General features: G+C 34.1%; 15 protein-coding genes and 2 pseudogenes. 9 read left to right on the top strand and 8 right to left on the bottom strand.

Annotated features, from left to right (window positions below):
* Positions 1-89: 89 nt before the first annotated feature.
* The gene (locus B9T35_RS15385) at positions 90-1,793 is read left to right on the top strand and encodes an ATP-binding cassette domain-containing protein (protein ID WP_086191980.1); all 1,704 of its coding nucleotides are present in this window, start codon (positions 90-92) and stop codon (positions 1,791-1,793) included.
* 119 nt (positions 1,794-1,912) lie between these two features.
* Here the strand turns inward: B9T35_RS15385 and B9T35_RS15380 are convergent, their stop codons facing one another.
* Positions 1,913-3,373: a CYTH domain-containing protein gene (locus B9T35_RS15380; protein ID WP_086191979.1), complete on the bottom strand. Its 1,461-nt coding sequence runs from the start codon at positions 3,371-3,373 to the stop codon at positions 1,913-1,915.
* Positions 3,374-3,620: 247 nt separating this feature from the next.
* On the opposite strand from B9T35_RS15380, the gene B9T35_RS15375 reads away from it, so the two are divergent.
* The 4 genes from B9T35_RS15375 to B9T35_RS15360 all read left to right on the top strand — a co-directional run bounded on the left by B9T35_RS15375 (position 3,621) and on the right by B9T35_RS15360 (position 6,727).
* Positions 3,621-4,004: a DUF962 domain-containing protein gene (locus tag B9T35_RS15375; protein WP_086191978.1), complete on the top strand. Its 384-nt coding sequence runs from the start codon at positions 3,621-3,623 to the stop codon at positions 4,002-4,004.
* A gap of 133 nt (positions 4,005-4,137) precedes the next feature.
* The gene (gene thiE / locus B9T35_RS15370; RefSeq protein WP_086191977.1) at positions 4,138-4,764 is read left to right on the top strand and encodes a thiamine phosphate synthase; all 627 of its coding nucleotides are present in this window, start codon (positions 4,138-4,140) and stop codon (positions 4,762-4,764) included.
* A 153-nt stretch (positions 4,765-4,917) separates the two neighbouring features.
* Positions 4,918-6,222: a glutamate-1-semialdehyde 2,1-aminomutase gene (gene hemL, locus B9T35_RS15365; protein ID WP_086191976.1), complete on the top strand. Its 1,305-nt coding sequence runs from the start codon at positions 4,918-4,920 to the stop codon at positions 6,220-6,222.
* Between the two features lie 88 nt (positions 6,223-6,310).
* Complete coding sequence (locus B9T35_RS15360; RefSeq protein ID WP_086191975.1) at positions 6,311-6,727, top strand: GlcG/HbpS family heme-binding protein; 417 nt, start codon at positions 6,311-6,313, stop codon at positions 6,725-6,727.
* Positions 6,728-6,857: 130 nt separating this feature from the next.
* Here the strand turns inward: B9T35_RS15360 and B9T35_RS15355 are convergent, their stop codons facing one another.
* Both B9T35_RS15355 and B9T35_RS15350 read right to left on the bottom strand, forming a co-directional pair.
* Positions 6,858-7,652 carry an APH(3') family aminoglycoside O-phosphotransferase gene (locus tag B9T35_RS15355; RefSeq protein WP_086191974.1) on the bottom strand — a complete coding sequence of 265 codons (795 nt, stop codon included), beginning with the start codon at positions 7,650-7,652 and terminating at the stop codon, positions 6,858-6,860.
* A 148-nt stretch (positions 7,653-7,800) separates the two neighbouring features.
* Positions 7,801-8,502: a hypothetical protein gene (locus B9T35_RS15350; RefSeq protein ID WP_086191973.1), complete on the bottom strand. Its 702-nt coding sequence runs from the start codon at positions 8,500-8,502 to the stop codon at positions 7,801-7,803.
* 294 nt (positions 8,503-8,796) lie between these two features.
* On the opposite strand from B9T35_RS15350, the gene B9T35_RS15345 reads away from it, so the two are divergent.
* Together B9T35_RS15345 and rapA are read left to right on the top strand one after the other, a co-directional pair.
* Positions 8,797-9,441 (top strand): RluA family pseudouridine synthase, encoded by a 645-nt coding sequence (locus B9T35_RS15345; protein WP_086191972.1) that lies wholly within the window; start codon positions 8,797-8,799, stop codon positions 9,439-9,441.
* A 143-nt stretch (positions 9,442-9,584) separates the two neighbouring features.
* On the top strand, positions 9,585-12,422 hold the full coding sequence (gene rapA, locus B9T35_RS15340) for an RNA polymerase-associated protein RapA (protein ID WP_086191971.1): 2,838 nt from the start codon (positions 9,585-9,587) through the stop codon (positions 12,420-12,422).
* 80 nt (positions 12,423-12,502) lie between these two features.
* Here the strand turns inward: rapA and B9T35_RS15335 are convergent.
* Positions 12,503-12,703: pseudogene (locus B9T35_RS15335) on the bottom strand (enoyl-CoA hydratase); the annotation flags it as partial.
* A gap of 551 nt (positions 12,704-13,254) precedes the next feature.
* On the opposite strand from B9T35_RS15335, the gene B9T35_RS15330 reads away from it, so the two are divergent.
* The gene (locus B9T35_RS15330) at positions 13,255-14,958 is read left to right on the top strand and encodes an AMP-binding protein (protein WP_086191969.1); all 1,704 of its coding nucleotides are present in this window, start codon (positions 13,255-13,257) and stop codon (positions 14,956-14,958) included.
* Positions 14,959-15,042: 84 nt separating this feature from the next.
* On the opposite strand, the gene B9T35_RS15325 is transcribed toward B9T35_RS15330, so the two are convergent.
* On the bottom strand, positions 15,043-15,315 hold the full coding sequence (locus tag B9T35_RS15325; RefSeq protein WP_086191968.1) for a hypothetical protein: 273 nt from the start codon (positions 15,313-15,315) through the stop codon (positions 15,043-15,045).
* A 63-nt stretch (positions 15,316-15,378) separates the two neighbouring features.
* A complete protein-coding gene (locus tag B9T35_RS15320) occupies positions 15,379-16,395 on the bottom strand; it encodes an AI-2E family transporter (protein ID WP_086191967.1) in 1,017 nt (338 codons plus the stop codon).
* Positions 16,396-16,776: 381 nt separating this feature from the next.
* Between B9T35_RS15320 and B9T35_RS15315 the strand changes: the two genes are divergently transcribed.
* A complete protein-coding gene (locus B9T35_RS15315) occupies positions 16,777-18,984 on the top strand; it encodes a TonB-dependent receptor (RefSeq protein WP_086191966.1) in 2,208 nt (735 codons plus the stop codon).
* A 575-nt stretch (positions 18,985-19,559) separates the two neighbouring features.
* Here B9T35_RS15315 and B9T35_RS15305 read toward each other — a convergent pair.
* Together B9T35_RS15305 and B9T35_RS15300 are read right to left on the bottom strand one after the other, a co-directional pair.
* Positions 19,560-19,955: pseudogene (locus B9T35_RS15305) on the bottom strand (transposase); the annotation flags it as partial.
* Between the two features lie 21 nt (positions 19,956-19,976).
* The gene (locus B9T35_RS15300) at positions 19,977-20,372 is read right to left on the bottom strand and encodes a transposase family protein (RefSeq protein WP_086191964.1); all 396 of its coding nucleotides are present in this window, start codon (positions 20,370-20,372) and stop codon (positions 19,977-19,979) included.
* Between the last annotated feature and the right edge of the window lie 388 nt (positions 20,373-20,760).

Raw genomic sequence — 20,760 nt, 5'->3', positions numbered from 1 at the left:
GGTTTAAACAAAATAACAATAGTCTAATAATTGAACGAAAGTTAAAATTTATATCAAAATAATTTAAAAATTAAGAAATAGCGTAGCTTATGTTTTTTAAAAGATTAAAACCCTATTTTGATGTATGGGCACTGGTGAAAAAAAGGTATCAGCATCCTTTGCGGGATATGAGTGTACTCTTTACGATATTGATTTTTTATACGTTATTGTCAGTAGGATTGCCTTATGTATTAAAAGAAATTGTGAATATTGCAACCAATAGTTCAACTCAAGTCAGTATCGAAAACCTTCTAAATTGGCAAAATTTATATTTTCTTGCGATTGCTTATGCATTAGGTTGGTTGCTCATGCATATATTTAATCAAATTCAGAATATTGTGAGTGCTTTCTTTACAACTCAAATTGAGACAGGCTTAGTCTATAAAGGGCTCGAAAATTATTTTAAATTGAGTTTCACAGAGCAGAAAAAAATTGAAACAGGTGTGTTGAATACTGATATTTGGCGAGGTGCGCATGCATTTTCCCAAATTACTTATACCGTTTTGTTTATTCTCATCCCTATTTTTCTTCAAATTATATTTATGGTTTGGGTGTTATCACAAAGTATTAACTTAAATTTTGCTTTGTATTTCATGTTATTTGCACTGATCACCTTTCTGATTAATATTTTTATCACCTTAAAAAGTAATGATATTTTTACAGATTTATATGATGCCCATAATGGAATTAATCAATTTTTTATTGAAAAAGTTCAGTCTAATTATGATATTCGTGTTAATGGTGCTTTAGATTATGAAATGGAAATATTTGGCAAAAATGTTCAAAAATATGGCAAAGAGGTCATTAAAAATCACCGAAAATTAAATTTTTATATGTTTATTCAAATTTTGTTTGTTGGTATTTTTCTTTTGGTTTTTATGCTGTTTACTGTGTATTTATTTGGGAAAAATCAGGTAACGACGGGTGATTTTGTCTTAATTAGTACCTATATTGTCGCATTAACTATGCCTTTACTCTTGGTCTCACAAAGTATTATTCGTTTGAAGGGGGATTTTATTGCTGTTAAAAAATTTAGTGAATATTTTCAGATTGATCAGGCGCAGACAAAGCATGAATCTATCGAACAGCGTATAGTCTTTTACCAATTTAAAAATGCACAATTCTATTTAGGTAAGAACTGTATTTTCAATTTTAATTTTACGATAGAACAGGGGAAATGCTATGTGGCAATGGGGCAAACAGGCATTGGAAAAACAAGTTTTATTAATTATTTAATTGGCTTAGAACATATCTCTCAAGGGCAATTATTCTATAAAAATATTGATATTAGTCAGCAATTCTCAGAGACGATTTTTCAGGAAATTGCAGTGGTCAGCCAGTTGCCCATTATTTATTCAGGTACATTACGTCAAAACTTAATCCACAATAGTCGTTTTACATATACAGATTTAGAACTAGAACAATGGTTAGGGCAATTTAATCTTCTGAATTTGCTCAGAAAGAATAATCTAACTTTAGATGATGACCTGCAAAACGTATATAAAAGTTTTTCAGGGGGTGAAAAACAACGGATTAGTATGATTCGAGTTTTATTAAAACAACCTAAATTTTTAATTATGGATGAACCAACAGCAGCTTTAGATGAACAAACCAGTATGCAATTGATGGCATTGATTCGAGCAAAAGTTGAGACGATTTTTATGATTTCTCATGCACAATATACGAAGAACTTTGCGGATGAGATCATTGATTTTGATCAATTGATTCTAGAACAAAAGCAAACGAATGACTGATTCTAGGATTAAATTCGATATAGATATTTTAGTAGCATTGGATTGTTTAAATATTAGACTTCTTGCATAAAAGATCTTATTCAAGAAGTCTATTCATCATTCTTTATTTAAGAAATAAATTACTTCAAAAATTTACGACTCACTAAAAATTGTTCAGTCGCTTCCAATAATTGTTCTGCATAAACTTCTTGTTTCGCTGTGAGCCATCCTAAAGCAAACCAATCACTGGCTTCCAAATCCGTCTGTTGCAAATATGAAGACGAAGAGGTTAACACTTGGTATTGTTCAGATGCTTGCTGTGCATCATTTAAAGACTTCCCATATTTTTGAAGGTTTTTTACATCATAAATACTGGTTAAAATAGGGAAACTAAATTTCAGTTCATTTAAACGCAGTGCTAACTCATCCAAGCTTTCAAAGTCAGCAAGATCGGCTTTATTTAAGCTTTCCTGTAATAGCTTATATTGAGTTTGCAGAGTATTTTGAGCAAACCACTTTAAATCATGTGCGGGTGATTTTTCAGATGTTCTTAAGCTAAACATTAATAATTCAAGATAATGCTGAACATTTTGCGTTGATTTAACTAAGTTATTCAGTTTCTCTTTTGCATATAAAATATCTTTATCTAAGCTTTCAGCCGTTTTAGGATTTTGTAATAAAGCCCCTAAAGTTTTTTGCATATGTTCGAAATACTGTAAATTTTTAAAATGACTTTCAAATGCAGACAGTTGATGCGCCCATTTATCCGGCTTTACATCGGTCCAATCTTTAAATAAAGACAAGGATAAATGTAAATGGTGTAATGCCGTTTGAGCTTGTTGAATATGCTCAGGTTCTGCAACTTGAGCAGAGATCGCTGCAATATTCGGAAGTAAATGTTGCAGTTGATTTGCGACCAATAAACGCAAATTTAAATCAGCTGAATCCTTTTTATTAAATTGTATTTCTTTGGTCAATTGAGCAGGGCTGACTTTTTGCTGCGTGATTAAAAGATTCCCAAATTCAGCTTTGCTCCGAACATCTAACCACAATTGATATTTTTTAACCCATTCAAAACTAAATGCCAATAAAGACTGGACAGAACCACTTTTCAATTCAAATTCAACTTCATGAATTTCTTGACGTGCCGAATCTGTACGAACCTCGCCAATATCTAAACTAATTTCAATTTCAGCATCTTCAAATTGAATAACACGGCATGTACGTTGGATATCAGTTTCAAATCGAAGATTCAGTGCTTGCGTGGAATTGGTCAAAGCATTGTTTAAAATAGCCAAAGCTTCAGGGTTATTTTGATAATGAGTCATGTCTAATGTTGGTGCTTGTTCTAATTCACCCAACTCAATGTTGTCTTCGAAACGGTGTAAATGACTTTTACCAGCAGCTTTTAAAGTTTGAATCCAACGGGTTCCCTCAAGTCTTTGGCGAAGGGCAACACCATGTTGAGCAAGCTGACGGTCTTCAGTATCGTAATATTTTGCTTGTAATTGAATAATCTCAGATTTTTTTGGATCTATTGCTTTAAGTATTGCATTGCGTCGAGCTTCAGGAATCTGAAATTTTAATTCAACTTCAACCATGATTAAATCCTAAAAAAACTAAATTTCACGTATAAAAATAATAATAAAATGAATAAAAGGAGGTATTCCATTTTATTTATACAGCTTGAGTATTGTAGCGTAATTCAGCCAACTCTCTGTGCTAGAAATTTTTCTAATTCAATTGATCTGTATTGACTTTTAAATGAGTTATTTTGATTTGACTTTTATTTCATCACAAACTGCATTATTGTGAGTTGAGTGATGAATAAAAATGAGGAAAATAATCATGAATGCACATGTTGAACCGAAGCAAGAGTTAGTTCCAGAGCCACAGTTCCAGTTGCCTATAAAAAATTATTCAGAATTTTACCGTTTTTATCTGACTGAACATCGCGATATTACCAGTCGCCGTTTACATGCGGTGGGAAGTAGTGTGGGTATTTATTTTTTTAGTAAAGCTATTCGACAACGTAAAGCAAAATATGTTGTATATGGTTTAGTTTCTGGCTATGCCTGTGCTTGGGTGGGGCATTTTGTCTTTGAAAAAAATAAGCCAGCCAGTTTTAAACAACCTTTATATAGCTTTATTTCAGATTGGCGAATGCTGTCGGATATTATCCGTGGGAATCTAAGCTTGAAAGATCGTCAATTTGACAAAATTGAGAGTTAATATATTTGTAATGAATTTAAAAAGCCTAAAATGATTTTAGGCTTTTTAAATTGTATAGATCATATAAAAATTATAACAACTTTATACTTTTGTATTTGCTTATAATAGATCAGTTTTTTTGATGGATAACTTAATGCGTGGCTTATATTTAATTACCAATGATGATCCTTTAGAACTTTTACTGGCTAAATTAGAAGGTGCAATGGCAACACGCGAAGTTGCTATTTTACAGTACCGCCGTAAAAAAGTTGCCAAAGAAGATCAGTACTATGAAGTTGAATATATGAAGGCGATGTGTGCCGAATATCGAGTTCCTTTTGTGATTAATGATGACTTAGAACTTGCAGAAAAATATGGCTTAGGGGTGCATTTGGGTCAAACTGATGGTTCAATCGCAGATGCTGTCGCACGATTACCACAAGGTGTTGTGATTGGTAGCACATGTGCGAATTCTATTGAATTGGCAGAGAAAGCGATTGCTGAAGGTGCAACTTATGTTGCTTTCGGTGCAATCTATGCGACTGAAACTAAACCTGAAGCAGGTCATATTGGTTTAGAAACTCTAAAACAAGCCAAAACTCAATTGAATGTTCCGATTTGCGCAATTGGTGGATTAACAGTTGAAAATTCAAAAGAAGTGATTGAGGCAGGTGCTGATCTTTGTGCCGTGATCAGTGATATATTGGGACTGCCAATGAATGCAATTCCAGATCGTCTGAATGCTTGGACTGACTTATTTGAGCAAACTGCTACATTGTAGTTTTTGTATTTTTTAATGTTTTATTAGGCTTCTTGCATAAGTATTCAAAATCTCTTTATTTCGTTCCTACTTCTATTAAGCGTTGGCAGAAATAAAAAGCTTTATGCAAGAGGATCTATTGATTAACTATTTTTATTTGAGTAGAGAGAATTCATGAGCTTATCTCCAAAGCAAGAGCAATTGTTTAAACAGGCCAGTAAACATATTCCAGGTGGCGTGAATTCTCCAGTACGTGCGTTTAATGGTGTGGGTGGAACACCTGTCTTTATTGAAAAAGCCAAAGGTGCATATTTATATGATGTCGATGGTAAACGTTATGTGGATTATGTTGGTTCATGGGGGCCTATGATTCTTGGGCATGCACATCCTGCCATTATTAAAGCAGTACAAGATGCAGCCGTCGATGGTTTGAGCTTTGGTGCACCAACCGTTCATGAAACGACGCTTGCAGATATTATTTGTGAAATTATGCCTTCGATTGAATTGGTACGAATGACTAATTCTGGAACAGAAGCAACCATGACGGCGATTCGTCTTGCACGCGGTTATACAGGGCGTGACAAAATTGTAAAATTTGAAGGCTGTTACCACGGTCATTCTGATTCGCTTTTAGTCAAAGCAGGTTCAGGGATGCTGACCAATGGTGAAGGTGAGGCGACCTCTGCAGGTGTTCCTGCTGATTTTGCCAAGCATACTTTAACGCTTCCGTATAATGATATTGCGACACTAAAAGAATGTTTTGCAAAATTTGGTTCAGAGATTGCAGGTGTGATTGTTGAACCTGTTGCAGGCAATATGAACTTGGTGAAACCGATTGATGGTTTCCTTCAAGCCATTCGTGATGTATGCGATGAAAATGGTTCAGTTTTCATCATTGATGAAGTGATGACTGGTTTCCGTGTTGGTTTAGGCGGTGCTCAAGCACATTATAATGTGAAACCCGATTTAACCACTTTGGGTAAAATTATTGGTGCAGGCTTACCTGTAGGTGCTTTTGGTGGTAAACGTGAAGTGATGGAATGTATTGCACCGCTGGGTAAAGTATATCAAGCAGGTACATTGTCGGGTAATCCATTGGCAATGCGTGCAGGCATTGAAATGTTTAAACATTTACGTGCTGATGGTTTTTATGATCAGTTAACAGCACAATTAGCGAAGCTTTTGATTGGGTTGCAAGCGACTGCGGATGAAGCGGGTATTCCATTTAAAACGCAACAAGTCGGTGGAATGTTTGGTTTATATTTCACAGATCAGGAAGATATTACGAGCTTCGATTCTATGTTGAAATGTGATGTGAATGCTTTCCGTAAATTTTTCCATGGCATGCTCAGTCGTGGTGTAAACCTTGCTCCATCAGCATTTGAAGCAGGTTTTATTTCAAGTGCACACAGTGATGAAGACATCGCATTTACCATTCAAATGGCAAAAGAAACTTTTGCAGAAATGCACAGTAAATAAAGTAAAAATCAACTAAACTAAAGCTCGTAGTGGTTATGCTACGGGCTTTTTTTACGACTAATTTTTACAATAAATCAAGGAGGTTTTTATGAAAACTAAACATTATTTAACTTTAGCTGATGCAGAGTTTTTATTAAATCAAGCACAACAATATGCGACAGAGCATGCATTTAACGTCAGTATTTCAATTGTAGATGAAACGGGTAATTTATTGACCATGAAGCGTATGGATGGTGCTGCTCCACTGACAGCCAATATATCTTTAGAAAAAGCCAAATGTTCTGCAATTAGTCGTCGCTCGTCAAAATTATATGAAGACATGCTTAAAAATGGTCGTTTTGGCTTTTTATCTATTTCGACATTAAATGGCATGTTAGAAGGTGGAGAACCGATTATGTATCAAGATCAATTGGTTGGTGCTGTTGGGGTTTCGGGTGTTCAATCTTTTGAAGATGCTGAAATTGCACAACATGCGATTCAGGCTTTTTTAGCTCAAGAAAAGTAAGTCATTATTCATCTTGTTTATTGAACGATTAGGCTTCTTGTACAACCTCTTTTGATTTATTTTTGATGATAGAAACAGGTTGTGCATCCTTATGCAAATTATTGATTGAATAATAGATTGATGAGCTGATTTAATTCAGTTCATCAAGTTTTAGAAAATAATTACGTTTAAATGGATCATCTTGAGGTAGATGCTTTAAAAATGTTTGAGCATCTTGTGGCGAGCAATCTTCTCTTAAACAACGTTCGATAAAGGTGATATCAACAAAACGATCTGCAATTCCTGCCCGACCTACATCTAAAAATATAATTTCATCTTTATCATCAAGAAAAATATTGGTATCCGTAATATCTCCATGAGAAAAGATCAAATCTTCAATAATTTTCTGCTTATTCTCGATTAAATCGTTGTAAAGCTCTGCATGGGTTTTATAGTTTCCCCATAAATTCATATCAACATCATCCCAATCAACTTCTTCAATCAGATGATGATCAAGCAAATATTTCGCTTCTTTTAATCGATAGTCTAAATTTGAGATAAAAGGGCAGTTTTGAATTGGAATAGCTTGTAGTTGTTTTAATGCTTCAGTGTAAATTGAAATAACTGTTTCCGCTGAAATGTCCAAGTCTACAATAGGACGAGCTGAAATCGCTTTGGTCATCATATATTGATATTGCTGATTTTCTTCCATCAACACCAATTCAGGCACATTGATTTTTGGATTTACCCACTCTAAAACTTTTGCTTCCCGAAGTACGCTATAAGTTGTATCCGCAAAAATTGGTTCAGAGCTTTTAAGATAAAAAAGTTCATTATTTTTTGTGAAACTATAGACATCAGAAGGCGATTGTCCAATTTTATTTTTATAAAGCGGATTATTCCCAATAAATTGTTGAATGGATGACGGTAAAAATGATGGATTCAAATGTTTTGGTCTCTTTTATTATGTTTTTTCAATAAAGCCATTGTTCATCCTTGAAAGAGATGAGTAGAAACAGCTAAGGATGGAACATAGAAAATTCATTAATAGCTTGATTGCTCATTATGAGCAATCAAGCTTAACATAATCATAATTAATCAAAAATTTTGTACACTGCTTGGAAAGGTAATGTGACCACATCAAAGGCTACAGCAAAAGGGAATAACATCAATTTATCTGCTGTTTTTCCGCTGGCTTTAGAATAGTCCTTTACTTGTTCGGTCGTATAAATTTTGACTTGATAAGGTTTACTCAACGCTTTTAAAGTTGAACTGTTACTTGCTACAGGATAAACAACTCCTGCAAGTTTGATGTTAAAGCAAAAGCGTTGAGCTTTTAATCGTTGATCACTGGATGTCGTACATTCTTCAGCACCATTTTCAATAAAGAATTCACGATCTGCTTTGCTCACATCTTCTGAAAGTTTGACAAAGGCAAGAGGTAATGAACCAGAAAAATGCCCATCATTTTTTGCAGAATAAAAAGAAAGTTCTTTGGTAATTTGAATATTTTTAGGATCAAGTGTTGAGATAAGTTTTGCAAATCGTGCGCCACCTTGAGTGAGTACATAACTGTTTTTTTGCCCAGCAATAACAATACTATCAGCGGGTAAGCCTGCTACAGTCTGAACAGGTTTGCCAAAAGCAATCACAGTATCGTCCACTAAAGTACTTTGCACGTTATGTGTGCTGATGCCACTGTCTTTGTCTAAAAGCGTTGCTGTTGCACAACCTGTTAAAATTGTAGAACTTGTAATCACAGCCCCAAGGATAGATTTCTTAAATTTATGAAGCATTTATTATACTCTTTAATCAATTCATCCTTCTTTATAGCATTTAAGCGGTTTAATGTTAAGTTTGAAAAGTATCAAGTTTAAGTCTCTATTTGGCTACAAGCACTTTATTGAATTGCTGTCTATTTTGACGATATTGCAACATCAAAATTTATAATATGAGCAAAGACAGATAAGAATAAATATTCGCTGTGAAAAAGCCGAGGAATACTGGCAAATAATCAAAATATTCATTGTAATTTAATGCCAAGATTCTTATCATTGCGTGCTTGTTTGTACGATCATCGGAACTGAGCTTTGAGTAATTTTCTAACCGAACACCTGATACATCGTGACGAAGATTTTATGGTGATCCACAAACCCGCAGGCTTATTAACTGTACCGGGTAAAACAGAAAATTTACAAGATTGTGTCATCAATCGCTTATTAGAAATAGAACCTAATACACTCCTTATTCATCGCTTAGATCGCGATACATCTGGTATCCTCATTTTTGGTTTAACTAAATTTGGTCAAAAAAGTATTTCACGTCAATTTCAAGAACGTGAAACGCTTAAAACCTATCAAGCCCTTGTAGTTGGTTATTTAGAGGGTGAAGGTACTGTTGATGTGCCTGTTGTTTATGATCCTGAACACCCGCCGTTACATGTTGCAGATCCCACAGATCGTAAACCAGCCGTGACACATTGGTATGTGTTAGAGCATTTAGAAATTCAAGGTCAGCCTGTAACGCGTGTTGAATTAACACCTGTGACGGGTCGTTCACATCAACTGCGTGTACACATGCAATATTTAGGTCATCCAATTGTGGGCGATACCTTATATGCATCACTTGAAGAACAACAGCTTATGTCACGTCTTTGCTTGCATGCAGAACGCCTCGGTTTCTTTCATCCCCAAACTGATGAACAAATTGAGTGTATTAGCTCAGTTCCATTCTAGATTAAACGATTCGAAATGAAGATGAAAAAAAGTACATTTTTTAGTGTGCTTTATGTCAAAATATATTGCTAAATGGCGTTAAACTTTGTTCAAATATTCTCCTAATTTGAACATCCGTTTTTCAGTCCTAATTTGAGATGAAGGTGGAAAAATTGCAACAATTTGCTATAGGTCAACGTTGGTTGTCAGATACAGAAACTGAACTTGGACTAGGTGTGTTGATTGATGTTGATGAACGTTCAATCAGTATCTTATTTCCTAAAAGTGATGAAACGCGTGTCTATGCTCGTAACAATGCACCTTTGTCTCGAATTGTCTTTAATGTCAAAGATGAAGTCCAAGATCAAGAAGGTAAAGCTTGGATTGTTGAATCATTTGATGATCGTAATGGCGTGATTCGTTATAACGTGATTCGTACTTTAGAAGATGGTACGGAAGAACGTAAAGCTTTAAATGAAACACGTATCGGAGCATCGATTCAGCTTTCTAAACCGCTTGATCGTTTGCTTGCAAGCCAAATTGATTATAAAGAATGGTATGACTTGCGTATTGAAGCGATGCAAATGCAAGCCAATATGCAGAATAGTCCTTTACGTGGCATGATCGGTGCGCGTGTGGGTCTAATTCCACATCAGCTTTATATCGCACATGAAGTCGGTAAGCGTTTTGCACCACGTGTTTTACTTGCTGATGAAGTAGGTTTAGGTAAAACCATTGAAGCAGGTTTGATCATCCATCAACAGTTGAAAACGGGTCGTTCTGAACGTATTTTGATTTTGGTTCCAGATTCACTGCAATATCAGTGGATGATTGAAATGCGTCGCCGTTTCAATTTGCAATTCTCACTGTTCGATTTAACCCGTACAGCATCCATTAAAGAACATGATCCTGAACAAAATCCATTCTTGACTGAGCAATGTATTATTGCCTCTGTTGATTTGATGATTGACCATGATGATTTGCGTGAGCAAGCCATTGAAGCTGGTTTTGATCTTCTCGTGGTCGATGAAGCACATCATTTGATGTGGTCTGAAGAAGAAGGCGGTAACGATCGTTACGACTTAGTAGAAGAATTAGCAGAAAAAACAGCAGGCGTTTTATTACTCACTGCAACGCCTGAACAATTGGGTGTAGAAAGCCATTTTGCACGTTTACGTTTACTGGATCCACAGCGTTTCAGCGCGCTTGATCGTTTCTTGGATGAAGAAGAGCAATATCATCACACTGCAAAAATTGCAGAAGCGTTGATGTCTGATTTGCCACTTGAAGCTGAACATTTTGAAGCTGTCGAGAAATTATTAGGTCATAAAATTGATGATGAGCCTGAACAACGTTTCCGTGCAATTCATGAATTATTAGACCGTCATGGTACAGGTCGTGTGTTATTCCGTAATACTCGTGAAGCAATTCAAGGGTTCCCAGGTCGTGACTGCCAACCAGCACCATTACCAGCACCTGCAAATTGGTCTAAAGATGGTAAGTTGCGTGAACAAATGTGGCCTGAAGAAGCACAGTTAGATGGTGCTTGGATGGAAACAGATCCACGTGTATCATGGATTATGGAAATGCTTCGTAGTCAATTGAAACACAAAAAAGTGTTATTGATTGCACGTAGTGGTCCAGTGGTTGAAGCTTTAGAAAATGCGTTACGTATCCATGCGGGTATTCGTACTGCGATGTTCCATGAAGGCATGAGCCTGTTGGAACGTGACCAAGCTGCTGCATATTTTGCAGAAGATTCTTATGGTGCACAGATTTTACTATGTTCTGAAATTGGTTCAGAAGGTCGTAATTTCCAATTTGCATCAGACTTAATTTTGTTTGATTTGCCTGCAAATCCAGATGTATTGGAACAACGTATTGGTCGTTTAGACCGTATTGGTCAAGAAAATCGTATTCAAATTCATGTTCCTTATCTTTTGGGTACGGCTCAAGAACGTATGTTCCGTTGGTATAACGAAGCGTTAAATATCTTTAGCAATATCTCACCGACAGCACAAACTTTACAAGAAAACTTTATTCTTGATTTAAAAGAATGTTTGTTGGCTGATAAAGGTCAGGAGTTTGAAGATTTACTTGAAGCGGTGAATGTACAACGTCAAGCACTGGAAAATGAATTACAAGCAGGGCGTGACCGTTTGCTTGAATATAATTCATGTCGTCCAATCGTAGCGCAAGAAATTGTACAAGCGCTTGAAGACTATGACGACAATACAACATTACCCATGTTTATGAAGCGCTTTATGGCGTCAACAAATATTGATTTTGATGAACAAAGCAATGGTACTGTAATTATTAAACCAACTGATCAAATGCAAGTTCAAGGCTTGGATATTGATGAAGAAGGGATGACCGTTACATTCTATCGTGACCAAGCGCAGATTCGTGATGATGCACAATACATCACTTTAGAACATCCTTTCACAGAAAGTGTGATGGAAATGATTCGTACCCAATCTTTTGGTAGTACTAACGTTGCTATTCTTAAAACCAATGCTTTGAAACAAGGTTCAGTCTTGTTAGAAGTTTGGTTTAAAGTGGATGTAGTTGCGCCAAAAGCATTGAATTTACCATCAAGTCTTCCAACGCAATTGATTCGTGTGTTATTGACTGAAACGGGTCAAGATTTATCGTTAAAACTTGATCCTGAAATCATTAAACCGTATTTACATCATTTAGACAGCAACAGTTGCCGTCAAGTGGTAAAAGCACGTCGTGAAGTGGTTGAACAGCGTTATAACCAAGCTTTAGATATTGCGAAAGGTGCTTTGCCTGAGCTTAAACAGCAAGCCAAAGAAATCTATGGCAGCAAATGGCAATATGAAATTGACCGTTTAACCTACTTAAAGCAATTCAATCCAAGTATTCGTGCAGATGAAATTGAACGCTTACAGAAATTTCAAAGAGAAGGTCTTGACCTCTTGAATGGTTTATCCGTAACTCCTGAAGCAATTCAACTACTAGTTGTGGTTAAACCATAATTTGGGCTGATCCATTGTTAAATTTAAAGCTCCTTCGGGAGCTTTTTTATGCGCAATTAAAAATCATTATTTTAATTAAATTAAGTGAAATCAGGCGCTCTCTTTTGTAAAAACGCCATGACTGCTTCAAGCATTTCAGGAGATTTAATGCGCTGTGCGACAATTTTTGCTTCGTGATCAATACATTCAATCACGTGTTCTAAATGATGTTTCATTTGCGATTTAATGGTTTTTAGTGCTGCTGAAGGAAGTGCTGCGATATGTCTGGCTTGCAGTTCAGCATTCAGTGCATTTCTAGCTTCAGGACGTTGGATAGAAAGGGTGAGGACACCTTGTTCTAAAAGAGCATTTAATTGTGGATGTGGAAATTCGAGACAATTTAGCATGATTACCATCCTTGTAATTCTGTTGCTCATTCATAAGACGATCCATAAAATATCTTGAATATGATGATGATGAGTGAGCTTGAGTTTATTAAAGTTTTTATTCTGTAGCGTATTTTAAATATTTTATATCAATAGTTTAAATCAATATCTTGTATGGAGTTTTCAGAAGTTTTTTAATTTTTTCTTCTCGAAGAAAAAGTTAAGCCTCATATTTCTTGGTTTTTAAATGTTAAAAAATTGGTGCGAGTTGAATTCTCAATTGAGTAAATACAATCCCATTCTATTTGTATAAAGAATTTTTCTGCATGAAACAAGATCTAAAATGATTGATTTATGAACTTTATTTTTTGCTTGATTTATGAAATTGTTATGGTATGAGTAATATAGAGTATAAATAGTAAACAAAAATAAACTTTAGCAATGTATTAGGATGATAGGGTGAGTATATGGATCATTTAAAACAAACAGAACCGAACCAATTTTTAGCGACACATGTTCATTACCTACTACATTGGGAAAAAAGCTCACCGAATAAAGATTATTTGATTCAACCTTTATCTAATGGAGAAGTGATTAGCTATACGTGGCGAGAGGTTGGAGAACAAGTCCGCCGTATGACACATTATTTAAAGTCACTGAATTTGGCTGATAAAAGTAAAATTGCGATTTATGGTAAAAACAGCGCACATTGGATTATGGCAGATTTAGCCATTTGGATGGCAGGGCATGTATCCGTTCCTTTATATTCTACTTTGAATGTAGAAGGTGCTTTACACGTACTTAATCATAGTGATAGCCAACTATTATTTATCGGAAAGCTTGATGGGAAAGGTGACAGTTGGAATGAAGTGAGTAAAGTTATTCCTGCTGATTTGCCTTGTATACGCTTAGCATTATCTCCTGATTTTGATGCACCATTATGGGATGACATCATCGCTCAAACTCCACCACTTGAAAATCCGAATTTACCTCATGCTGATGATTTAGCAACGATCGTCTATACTTCTGGAAGTACAGGCTTACCCAAAGGTGTTATGCAAAGTTTTTCAACTCTATTGGCAGGCGCAAGTGAATTGAAAGCAACGTATAAGGTAACTGCGGCAGAACGCACCTTGTCTTATTTACCTCTTGCACATGTGGCGGAACGCGTTTTTATAGAATCATCATCATTAATTGCAGGGTTTACAGTCTATTTTGCAAACTCACTGGATACCTTCATTGATGATTTAAATCGAGCTAAACCGACAATATTTTTCTCTGTGCCACGTCTATGGACAAAATTTTATCAAGGGATCAATGAGAAAATTCCACTACATATTCAAAATGTCGTTTTTAAAATTCCAGTGGTTGGGAAATTAGTTAAAAGGAAATTATTGACTAAATTAGGATTAAATCATGTTCGATTTGCGCTCACTGCTTCCGCACCACTGCCTATTGATATTATTAAATGGTATCGGAATTTAGGCTTAGAATTACTTGAAGTTTATGGCATGACGGAAAATAGTGGTTATTCACATGCGACACGACAAGGGCAGTATTTGAGTGGTTATATTGGGCATACCCAACCTGGTGTGGAATGTAAGATTGATGAGAATGGTGAAATTTTAGTAAAAAGCCCAGGAACAATGTTGGGATATTATAAAAATCCAGAAAAAACGGCTGAGGATTTAACCGAAGATCATTATTTAAGAACGGGTGATATGGGCGAAATTGATGCAACTGGCTGTCTAAAAATCACAGGTCGTATTAAAGATATATTTAAAACCTCAAAAGGCAAATATGTGATGCCAGTACCGATTGAACAAAAACTAGGGAATCACGAATTAATTGAATCAGTTTGTATTGGTGGTGGCAGTCAGCCACAGCCTGTTGCATTTATTATGTTGGCGGAAGAGATTAGAAATAAGCTTAAGCATGATCCAAAAACAGAGGATATTGATACAGCATTGCAAGCATTAAGAAATGATATTAATCAAGAACTTGAATCACATGAAAAACTAGGTTTTTTAGTGGTGATTAATCATCCGTGGACAATGGAGAATGACATGCTTACTCCAACGATGAAAATTAAACGAAATAAAATTGAAGCACGTTATGAGCAAAATCTTGATGCGTGGAGTAAACAAAATAAACAAGTGATTTGGGAGTAGCCAATTTAGAAGAAAATATAATAATGAAAAAAGCTCCGAAAGGAGCTTTTTAGTAGAAGTTTATTGCGTAAATAGATGGTTTTTTTAATGATTATTTTTTGATAATGAAATATGTAACTTCCAGAGTTTTTCTACAGTATTTGTTCGATGTGTCAGACGTTGCTCTACCTGATGTGTAAGTTTCATTTGCTCTATTTCAATATTTTCTAAATATTTGAATAAATCATCAGGTTGAGTATGAATATTATCTAAGATCTGGGTGATTGGAGCGCAATAGCAATCATATTCATCATCTAAAACATCTGCAACTTCAATAGGATCCCATTCTCTATTCAATATTTTTTGGACCTCATTCATGAGGTGTCGTTGGTCAATATGTACTTTCACCTCATTTCCATATTTTACTTGAATTGGTTAATTTTAGATCATCTCTGCTTCTTTTAATTCAAGCTTTATGTAAGCATAAAAAATCGGTGCAACAATCAAACCTGCTAAGCCAAAAATAGACTCAAAAATGAGCATAGCAAGTAACACTTCCCAAGACTTGGCATGGATTTTAGTGCCAATAATTTTAGCATTTATGAAGTATTCTAATTTATGAATTAAAATTAGATAAACCAATGCAATACCTGCTGTAGTCACAGAAATAGTTAATCCTGTAATCACAATAATTGTATTGGAAACTAAGTTACCTACAATCGGAATTAAGCCAAAGACAAATGTCAAAATCGTTAACGTTTTGGCAAAGGGTAAATGAATACCAAAGATAGGTAGGGCGATATGGGCAAATATGATAAATAATACAGTATTAATCGCTGAAATTTTAATTTGAGCGAACACGACATTTTTAAAAGAAATAGAAAGATTTTCAATCCGTTTAACCAAAGCTTTCTTAAAAACAGGTTGATTAGAATCGCGATGTAATTGATTTAATGACACCAATATTCCAATAATCATCGCAATCAACATGGTCGCTAAATTATGTAATACATCAGTACCCGTATTTTTTAAGATTGAAAGGTTGTCTTTGATAAAAGTAAATGTTTGATCTTTAAGTTCAGTTAAACTGTATGGGATAAAACTCGGAATATATTGCACAATTTGTTGTTGCAGTGTTTGCAAAGCATCATCAATTTGATCGCTAATCGCACTGACACCACTGCCTTGTAAATCATGTTGTACGAAGCTAATTAAGCCTGTAATTGCCAAAGTAATAAAAGCAACAATGATAATTCCAAGAACAACACTAATCGTGATGCGTGCACGCTGACCATCTATATATTTTTCAGTGAGTGTGCCTAAACTATTAATAATTTCAAAAATAACAAAGCCTGCAAAGAAGCTCGCAAGGAGATGTAGCGGAATTAATAATGCTAAAAAAATGAGCATTAACAAATAACTTGCGATAATACTTTGTTTTTCATTCAATAATTTCATCGCGAGTCCAATGATGAATAATTTAAAATTTTCTTGGTTAGAGTCTTATTTAAGATCTCAACTTTAAGATTTTATTTTAGGCTTCTTTTACTTAAATAGGATAATTTTTTTGATTAAGTTGAAGCTTTTTTATCAACTACTTTAGCTTTATTTAAAGTTAAATAAAGTACTGCTAAAAATATAAGACTTTAAATACATGTGTTTTATTGTGCATTATTTATAAAATTTAAGACTTTTATCTAATATTAAATCGTATTCATAGATTATAACGATTAATTTGATATGTAAAAACTATTCATAATCTCTCCATAATTGTTGATTTTATGTAATTAGTGAATAAAATGTATGAGAATTATTATCACTTAGATTATCGATTTTATTATGAATTTTCAAAAAAATTCTCTCTTTTTAATGATGTCTACTGCAGGATCACTTTTTATACCTGTCACTACATTTGCAGATATGAATACAACAAAGGATACAGAACGGAAAACAGCTGTACTTTCTACTTTGGTGATTGAGGCAATGGATGAAGGCGATCCATTAAAGACTTATGTAGATTATAAAAAAGCAAATGTCACACGCAATGGCTTAGATAAAAAAGATATTCCTCAAACTATTGATACGATTGATGTATCAAAATATAAACTTTATGGTTCTAATGATTTAAGCGTTATGTTACAGGGAACTCCTGGGGTAACCACAACATACGATACGCGTGAAGATGGAATTATGCTGCGCGGCTTTGATTCTGACTCAAGTGATATTTATCGTGATGGTATTCGTGAAAGTGGTCAGGTACGCCGTAGTACCGCAAATATTGAACGTATCGAAATTTTAAAAGGTCCAGCTTCAGTATTATATGGTCGTAGCGCAGGTGGTGGCGTTATTAATATGGTGAGTAAGTTTGCTAATTTTGATTCTAAAAGCTCAGTTGGAATATATACAGGTTCTTATGAAAACATTGGTGGTACTGTAGATATTAATCGAGCGATAAATGACAATGTTGCAGTTCGTTTGACTGGAGAAATAGGTGATTCGAATAGTTTTAGAGAGGGTATTGGTTCCAAAGTTGAAATGATTTCCCCGAGTTTTACTTATCGTAATGATGATCAAAACTTAATATGGACGACACAATATACATACGACAAAATTGATCGTACACCTGATCGTGGACCCACGTTTGATAATTTACCTACAGGTACGTCAATAAAGATGGGTTTTGCTCAAAGTGGTGATTATATCTATGACGAATCTGAGGTACTCAGAACAGACTTAAAATATGAATATGCTCCAGGATGGGAATTTCATTGGGCTGCAAGTTATCGTGAAGCCTATCAAAATTTTGATCACTTCTATTCAGGGACATATTGTGGTCTAGATGGTAAAACTTTTGAAGGAAAGGCGTGCACGACTCCAAAAGGATATGTTAGTCAAATTTATTATTGGCAGGAAACATCAAATAAAACCACATCAAATACTTTTGATATTAAAGGCGAATTTAATACAGGATCAATCAAGCATAACTTAATGTTGGGTACAGATTGGGTATATGAACAGCGTGAACCAAAGCTCGCAAATACATATGCAAATGGTTCAGATAAAGGCCAGTCAATTAATGGATATGTAGACCCTATTACAGGAGAGCGGTATAACACGCGTGATCCTAATAAAAACTTAAAAATCAATCAGCATAATTATAATGAAGGAACAAACTATGCATTTTTTCTTCAAGATTTAGTAAGTTTAAATGATCAATTTAAAATTATGCTAGGTGGACGATATGATTATTACGAAACAGCGACGACCAATAAATTATTAAAACCAGATAACAGTAATTATAAAAGGAGTATTGATGATGAGACATTTAGTCCTAATGCAGGTCTAGTTTGGCAGCCAACAGAAGATCAAAGTTTTTATGTCTCTTATAGTAAAAGCTTTGCACCATTTGGTGGGCGAGCAAACTTAAATGCTGTCTCTGCAAATACTGATATCAGTGTTTTTGATGCTGATCCTCAATATAATCATCAATATGAAATAGGCGTAAAAAGTGATTGGTTTGACGGTAAACTCAATACGCAACTATCTGTATTCGATATTCGTAAAAAAAATATTCGTTATCGTCCTGATCCTGAAAATCAACCCGACTATTACGCAGTTTCTGGTGAGCATCAGTCAAAAGGTGGTGAGCTTAGTTTTATTGGTAAAGTATTTGAAAATGTATATGTACGTGGTGGTTACGGATATACAGATGCAACTGTAAAAGAAGATAAAGCAAAGCCTGAAAATGTTGGCAAGCATTTAGCATATGTTGCAAAACATACGGGAAATATCTTTTTAAGATATCTTCCACAAGAAAATTTCTATACAGAAATTGGATATACTTACGTTGGAAACTCATACTCAAATTTGGACAATAAAATTCAAACAGCAGGTTTTGATCGTATTGATGCAGCATTGGGCTATAAAAATGATGATTGGAGTGCAAGTTTTGCAGTCAATAATGTCGCAAATGACGATTATTGGAGATCGGCTTCCATGCCAGGTACACCAAGAAATTATTTATTTCGAATGAATTACTATTTCTAATATCGAAAAATTTAAAGTCTAATCGTTTTGATTAGGCTTTTTAAATACATGTAGTTTGAAAGTATTCACTAGGTTGATTTTTTTAAAGAAGCATTTATTTAAATAAAAGGAGATAAACGATTTTGCTTATACTCTAAAAAAAGTAGAGTCGTAGCAATAATAAATAAAAACCCTATAGATAAAATAATCTTATCAATGCAATAAATACCAAGCCCTATACTTATTATAGAAAGTAAGGAAAATGCAATAAGTATAAATTTAAATATGATATTAGCCATAAAATTCTCCCAGATTGAGTCTAAATTCAAGTTAAGAATAATCATAAATGATAATCATTATTGAAATATGACAATTATAGTATTATTTTGATGAAATTTAAAACAAAATTGTATTATTTTGAGTTTACTTTGGTAGGATTTTATATTTATTGCAAAATACATCACATTTTAGATAAGTTGTAATTTTATTATTAAATATAACTAAATAATATAAATATATTATTTATCAAAATTTGAATTAAAACTTTACAACTATAATGATTTTTTATTTATTCATCAATAGACCTCTTGCATAATTCACTTTTCACTCAATTCCATGTTGTAAATTCCAGCAATCAAATTGAATCTTAAACCCAGTCTTTTACCTCTATTTCTATAACGCTCCGAAAGTATTCTAAAGGTCTTCAACACACCAAATACATGCTCCACACCTATTCTTCTTTTATTGATTTCTCGATTGTATTTTTTTAATTCTGGATCTAACTTACAACCTCGTTTTGCTTTAATCGAAATTAAACTTCTTTCATAAATATCATAGATCCCTTGATAGCCTTTATCTGCCAATACAAAGGAATCTTTAGGGATTAAATGTAGATTTCTTTTGAACAATTCAAAATCATGAACTGCTCCTTTACTCATACATAAACTGAGAATTTGTTGTGTTTTATAATGAATAATGGCTTGTACTTTAAACGTATGGGTCTTTTCTTACCACTATAGCTTTTTTTCTGTTTTTTTAGGGCGTTGTACGGCTATCTCCGTTGCATCTACGATCACAACATCCCAATCTAAAGCACTGCCATTCGGTGTTTTTTTCGGTAAATTGAATTGTTTAGATTTGATTAAGTGATCTTCGGTATCGCGAACAATTCTTGAAGCTGTTGATTCTGAAACAGCATAGGTCATTCCAACATGGAATAGAGTGCGATACTCACGCCAATAACTTAGACAAAGCAATAATTGGTTTTCTTTAGTCAGTGTTGGGGGGCGACCTGTTGATGCAGAATGAGCATTTAGAATCTCAATCATCAATTTATAGATAGACCAAGAAATGCCTGTGAGTCTTTTAAACTGAGCATCTGTCATCTTATGTATATCGATATATTTCATGCATAAATTATGCATGAAATATTAAAAAGTTTGAGCTCAAAAATGCAACAAATAACCGTACATTTTGTGAGTTATGCAAGTTATCTATTATTTTTGTGAATTACAAGATTAAAGTAAGAAATATTTACATAAACAATATATAAGAAAATCTACAAAAAGATTAAAGCATGAGAATTTTTTTAATAAAAATATGAAATAAAACTTTTGAATGATAAAAAATTTAATAACATAAGGTACTGTTATTAATAACTAATTTTTTATCTTTATTGATTCTGTAGAATATTTGGCGTCATGATTCAAATATATTTATTAATTATAATAATTATTTTATTTATCAATAATACTTAAATAAGTATTATTGATAAATAATTGTGATTTTATTTAAAAA

This window comes from Acinetobacter sp. ANC 3832 (assembly GCF_002135415.1).
GTDB lineage: Bacteria > Pseudomonadota > Gammaproteobacteria > Pseudomonadales > Moraxellaceae > Acinetobacter.
The sequence above is the reverse complement of the archived record's forward strand: the minus strand, read 5'-3'. Positions and strand labels throughout refer to the sequence as shown.

Coding starts and splice junctions, on each gene's coding strand:
- B9T35_RS15385 (WP_086191980.1), top strand. CDS start 90: ATGTTTTTTAAAAGATTAAAACCCTATTTTGATGTATGGGCACTGGTG.
- B9T35_RS15380 (WP_086191979.1), bottom strand. CDS start 3,373: ATGGTTGAAGTTGAATTAAAATTTCAGATTCCTGAAGCTCGACGCAAT.
- B9T35_RS15375 (WP_086191978.1), top strand. CDS start 3,621: ATGAATGCACATGTTGAACCGAAGCAAGAGTTAGTTCCAGAGCCACAG.
- thiE (WP_086191977.1), top strand. CDS start 4,138: ATGCGTGGCTTATATTTAATTACCAATGATGATCCTTTAGAACTTTTA.
- hemL (WP_086191976.1), top strand. CDS start 4,918: ATGAGCTTATCTCCAAAGCAAGAGCAATTGTTTAAACAGGCCAGTAAA.
- B9T35_RS15360 (WP_086191975.1), top strand. CDS start 6,311: ATGAAAACTAAACATTATTTAACTTTAGCTGATGCAGAGTTTTTATTA.
- B9T35_RS15350 (WP_086191973.1), bottom strand. CDS start 8,502: ATGCTTCATAAATTTAAGAAATCTATCCTTGGGGCTGTGATTACAAGT.
- B9T35_RS15330 (WP_086191969.1), top strand. CDS start 13,255: ATGGATCATTTAAAACAAACAGAACCGAACCAATTTTTAGCGACACAT.
- B9T35_RS15325 (WP_086191968.1), bottom strand. CDS start 15,315: ATGAATGAGGTCCAAAAAATATTGAATAGAGAATGGGATCCTATTGAA.
- B9T35_RS15320 (WP_086191967.1), bottom strand. CDS start 16,395: ATGAAATTATTGAATGAAAAACAAAGTATTATCGCAAGTTATTTGTTA.
- B9T35_RS15315 (WP_086191966.1), top strand. CDS start 16,777: ATGAATTTTCAAAAAAATTCTCTCTTTTTAATGATGTCTACTGCAGGA.
- B9T35_RS15300 (WP_086191964.1), bottom strand. CDS start 20,372: ATGAAATATATCGATATACATAAGATGACAGATGCTCAGTTTAAAAGA.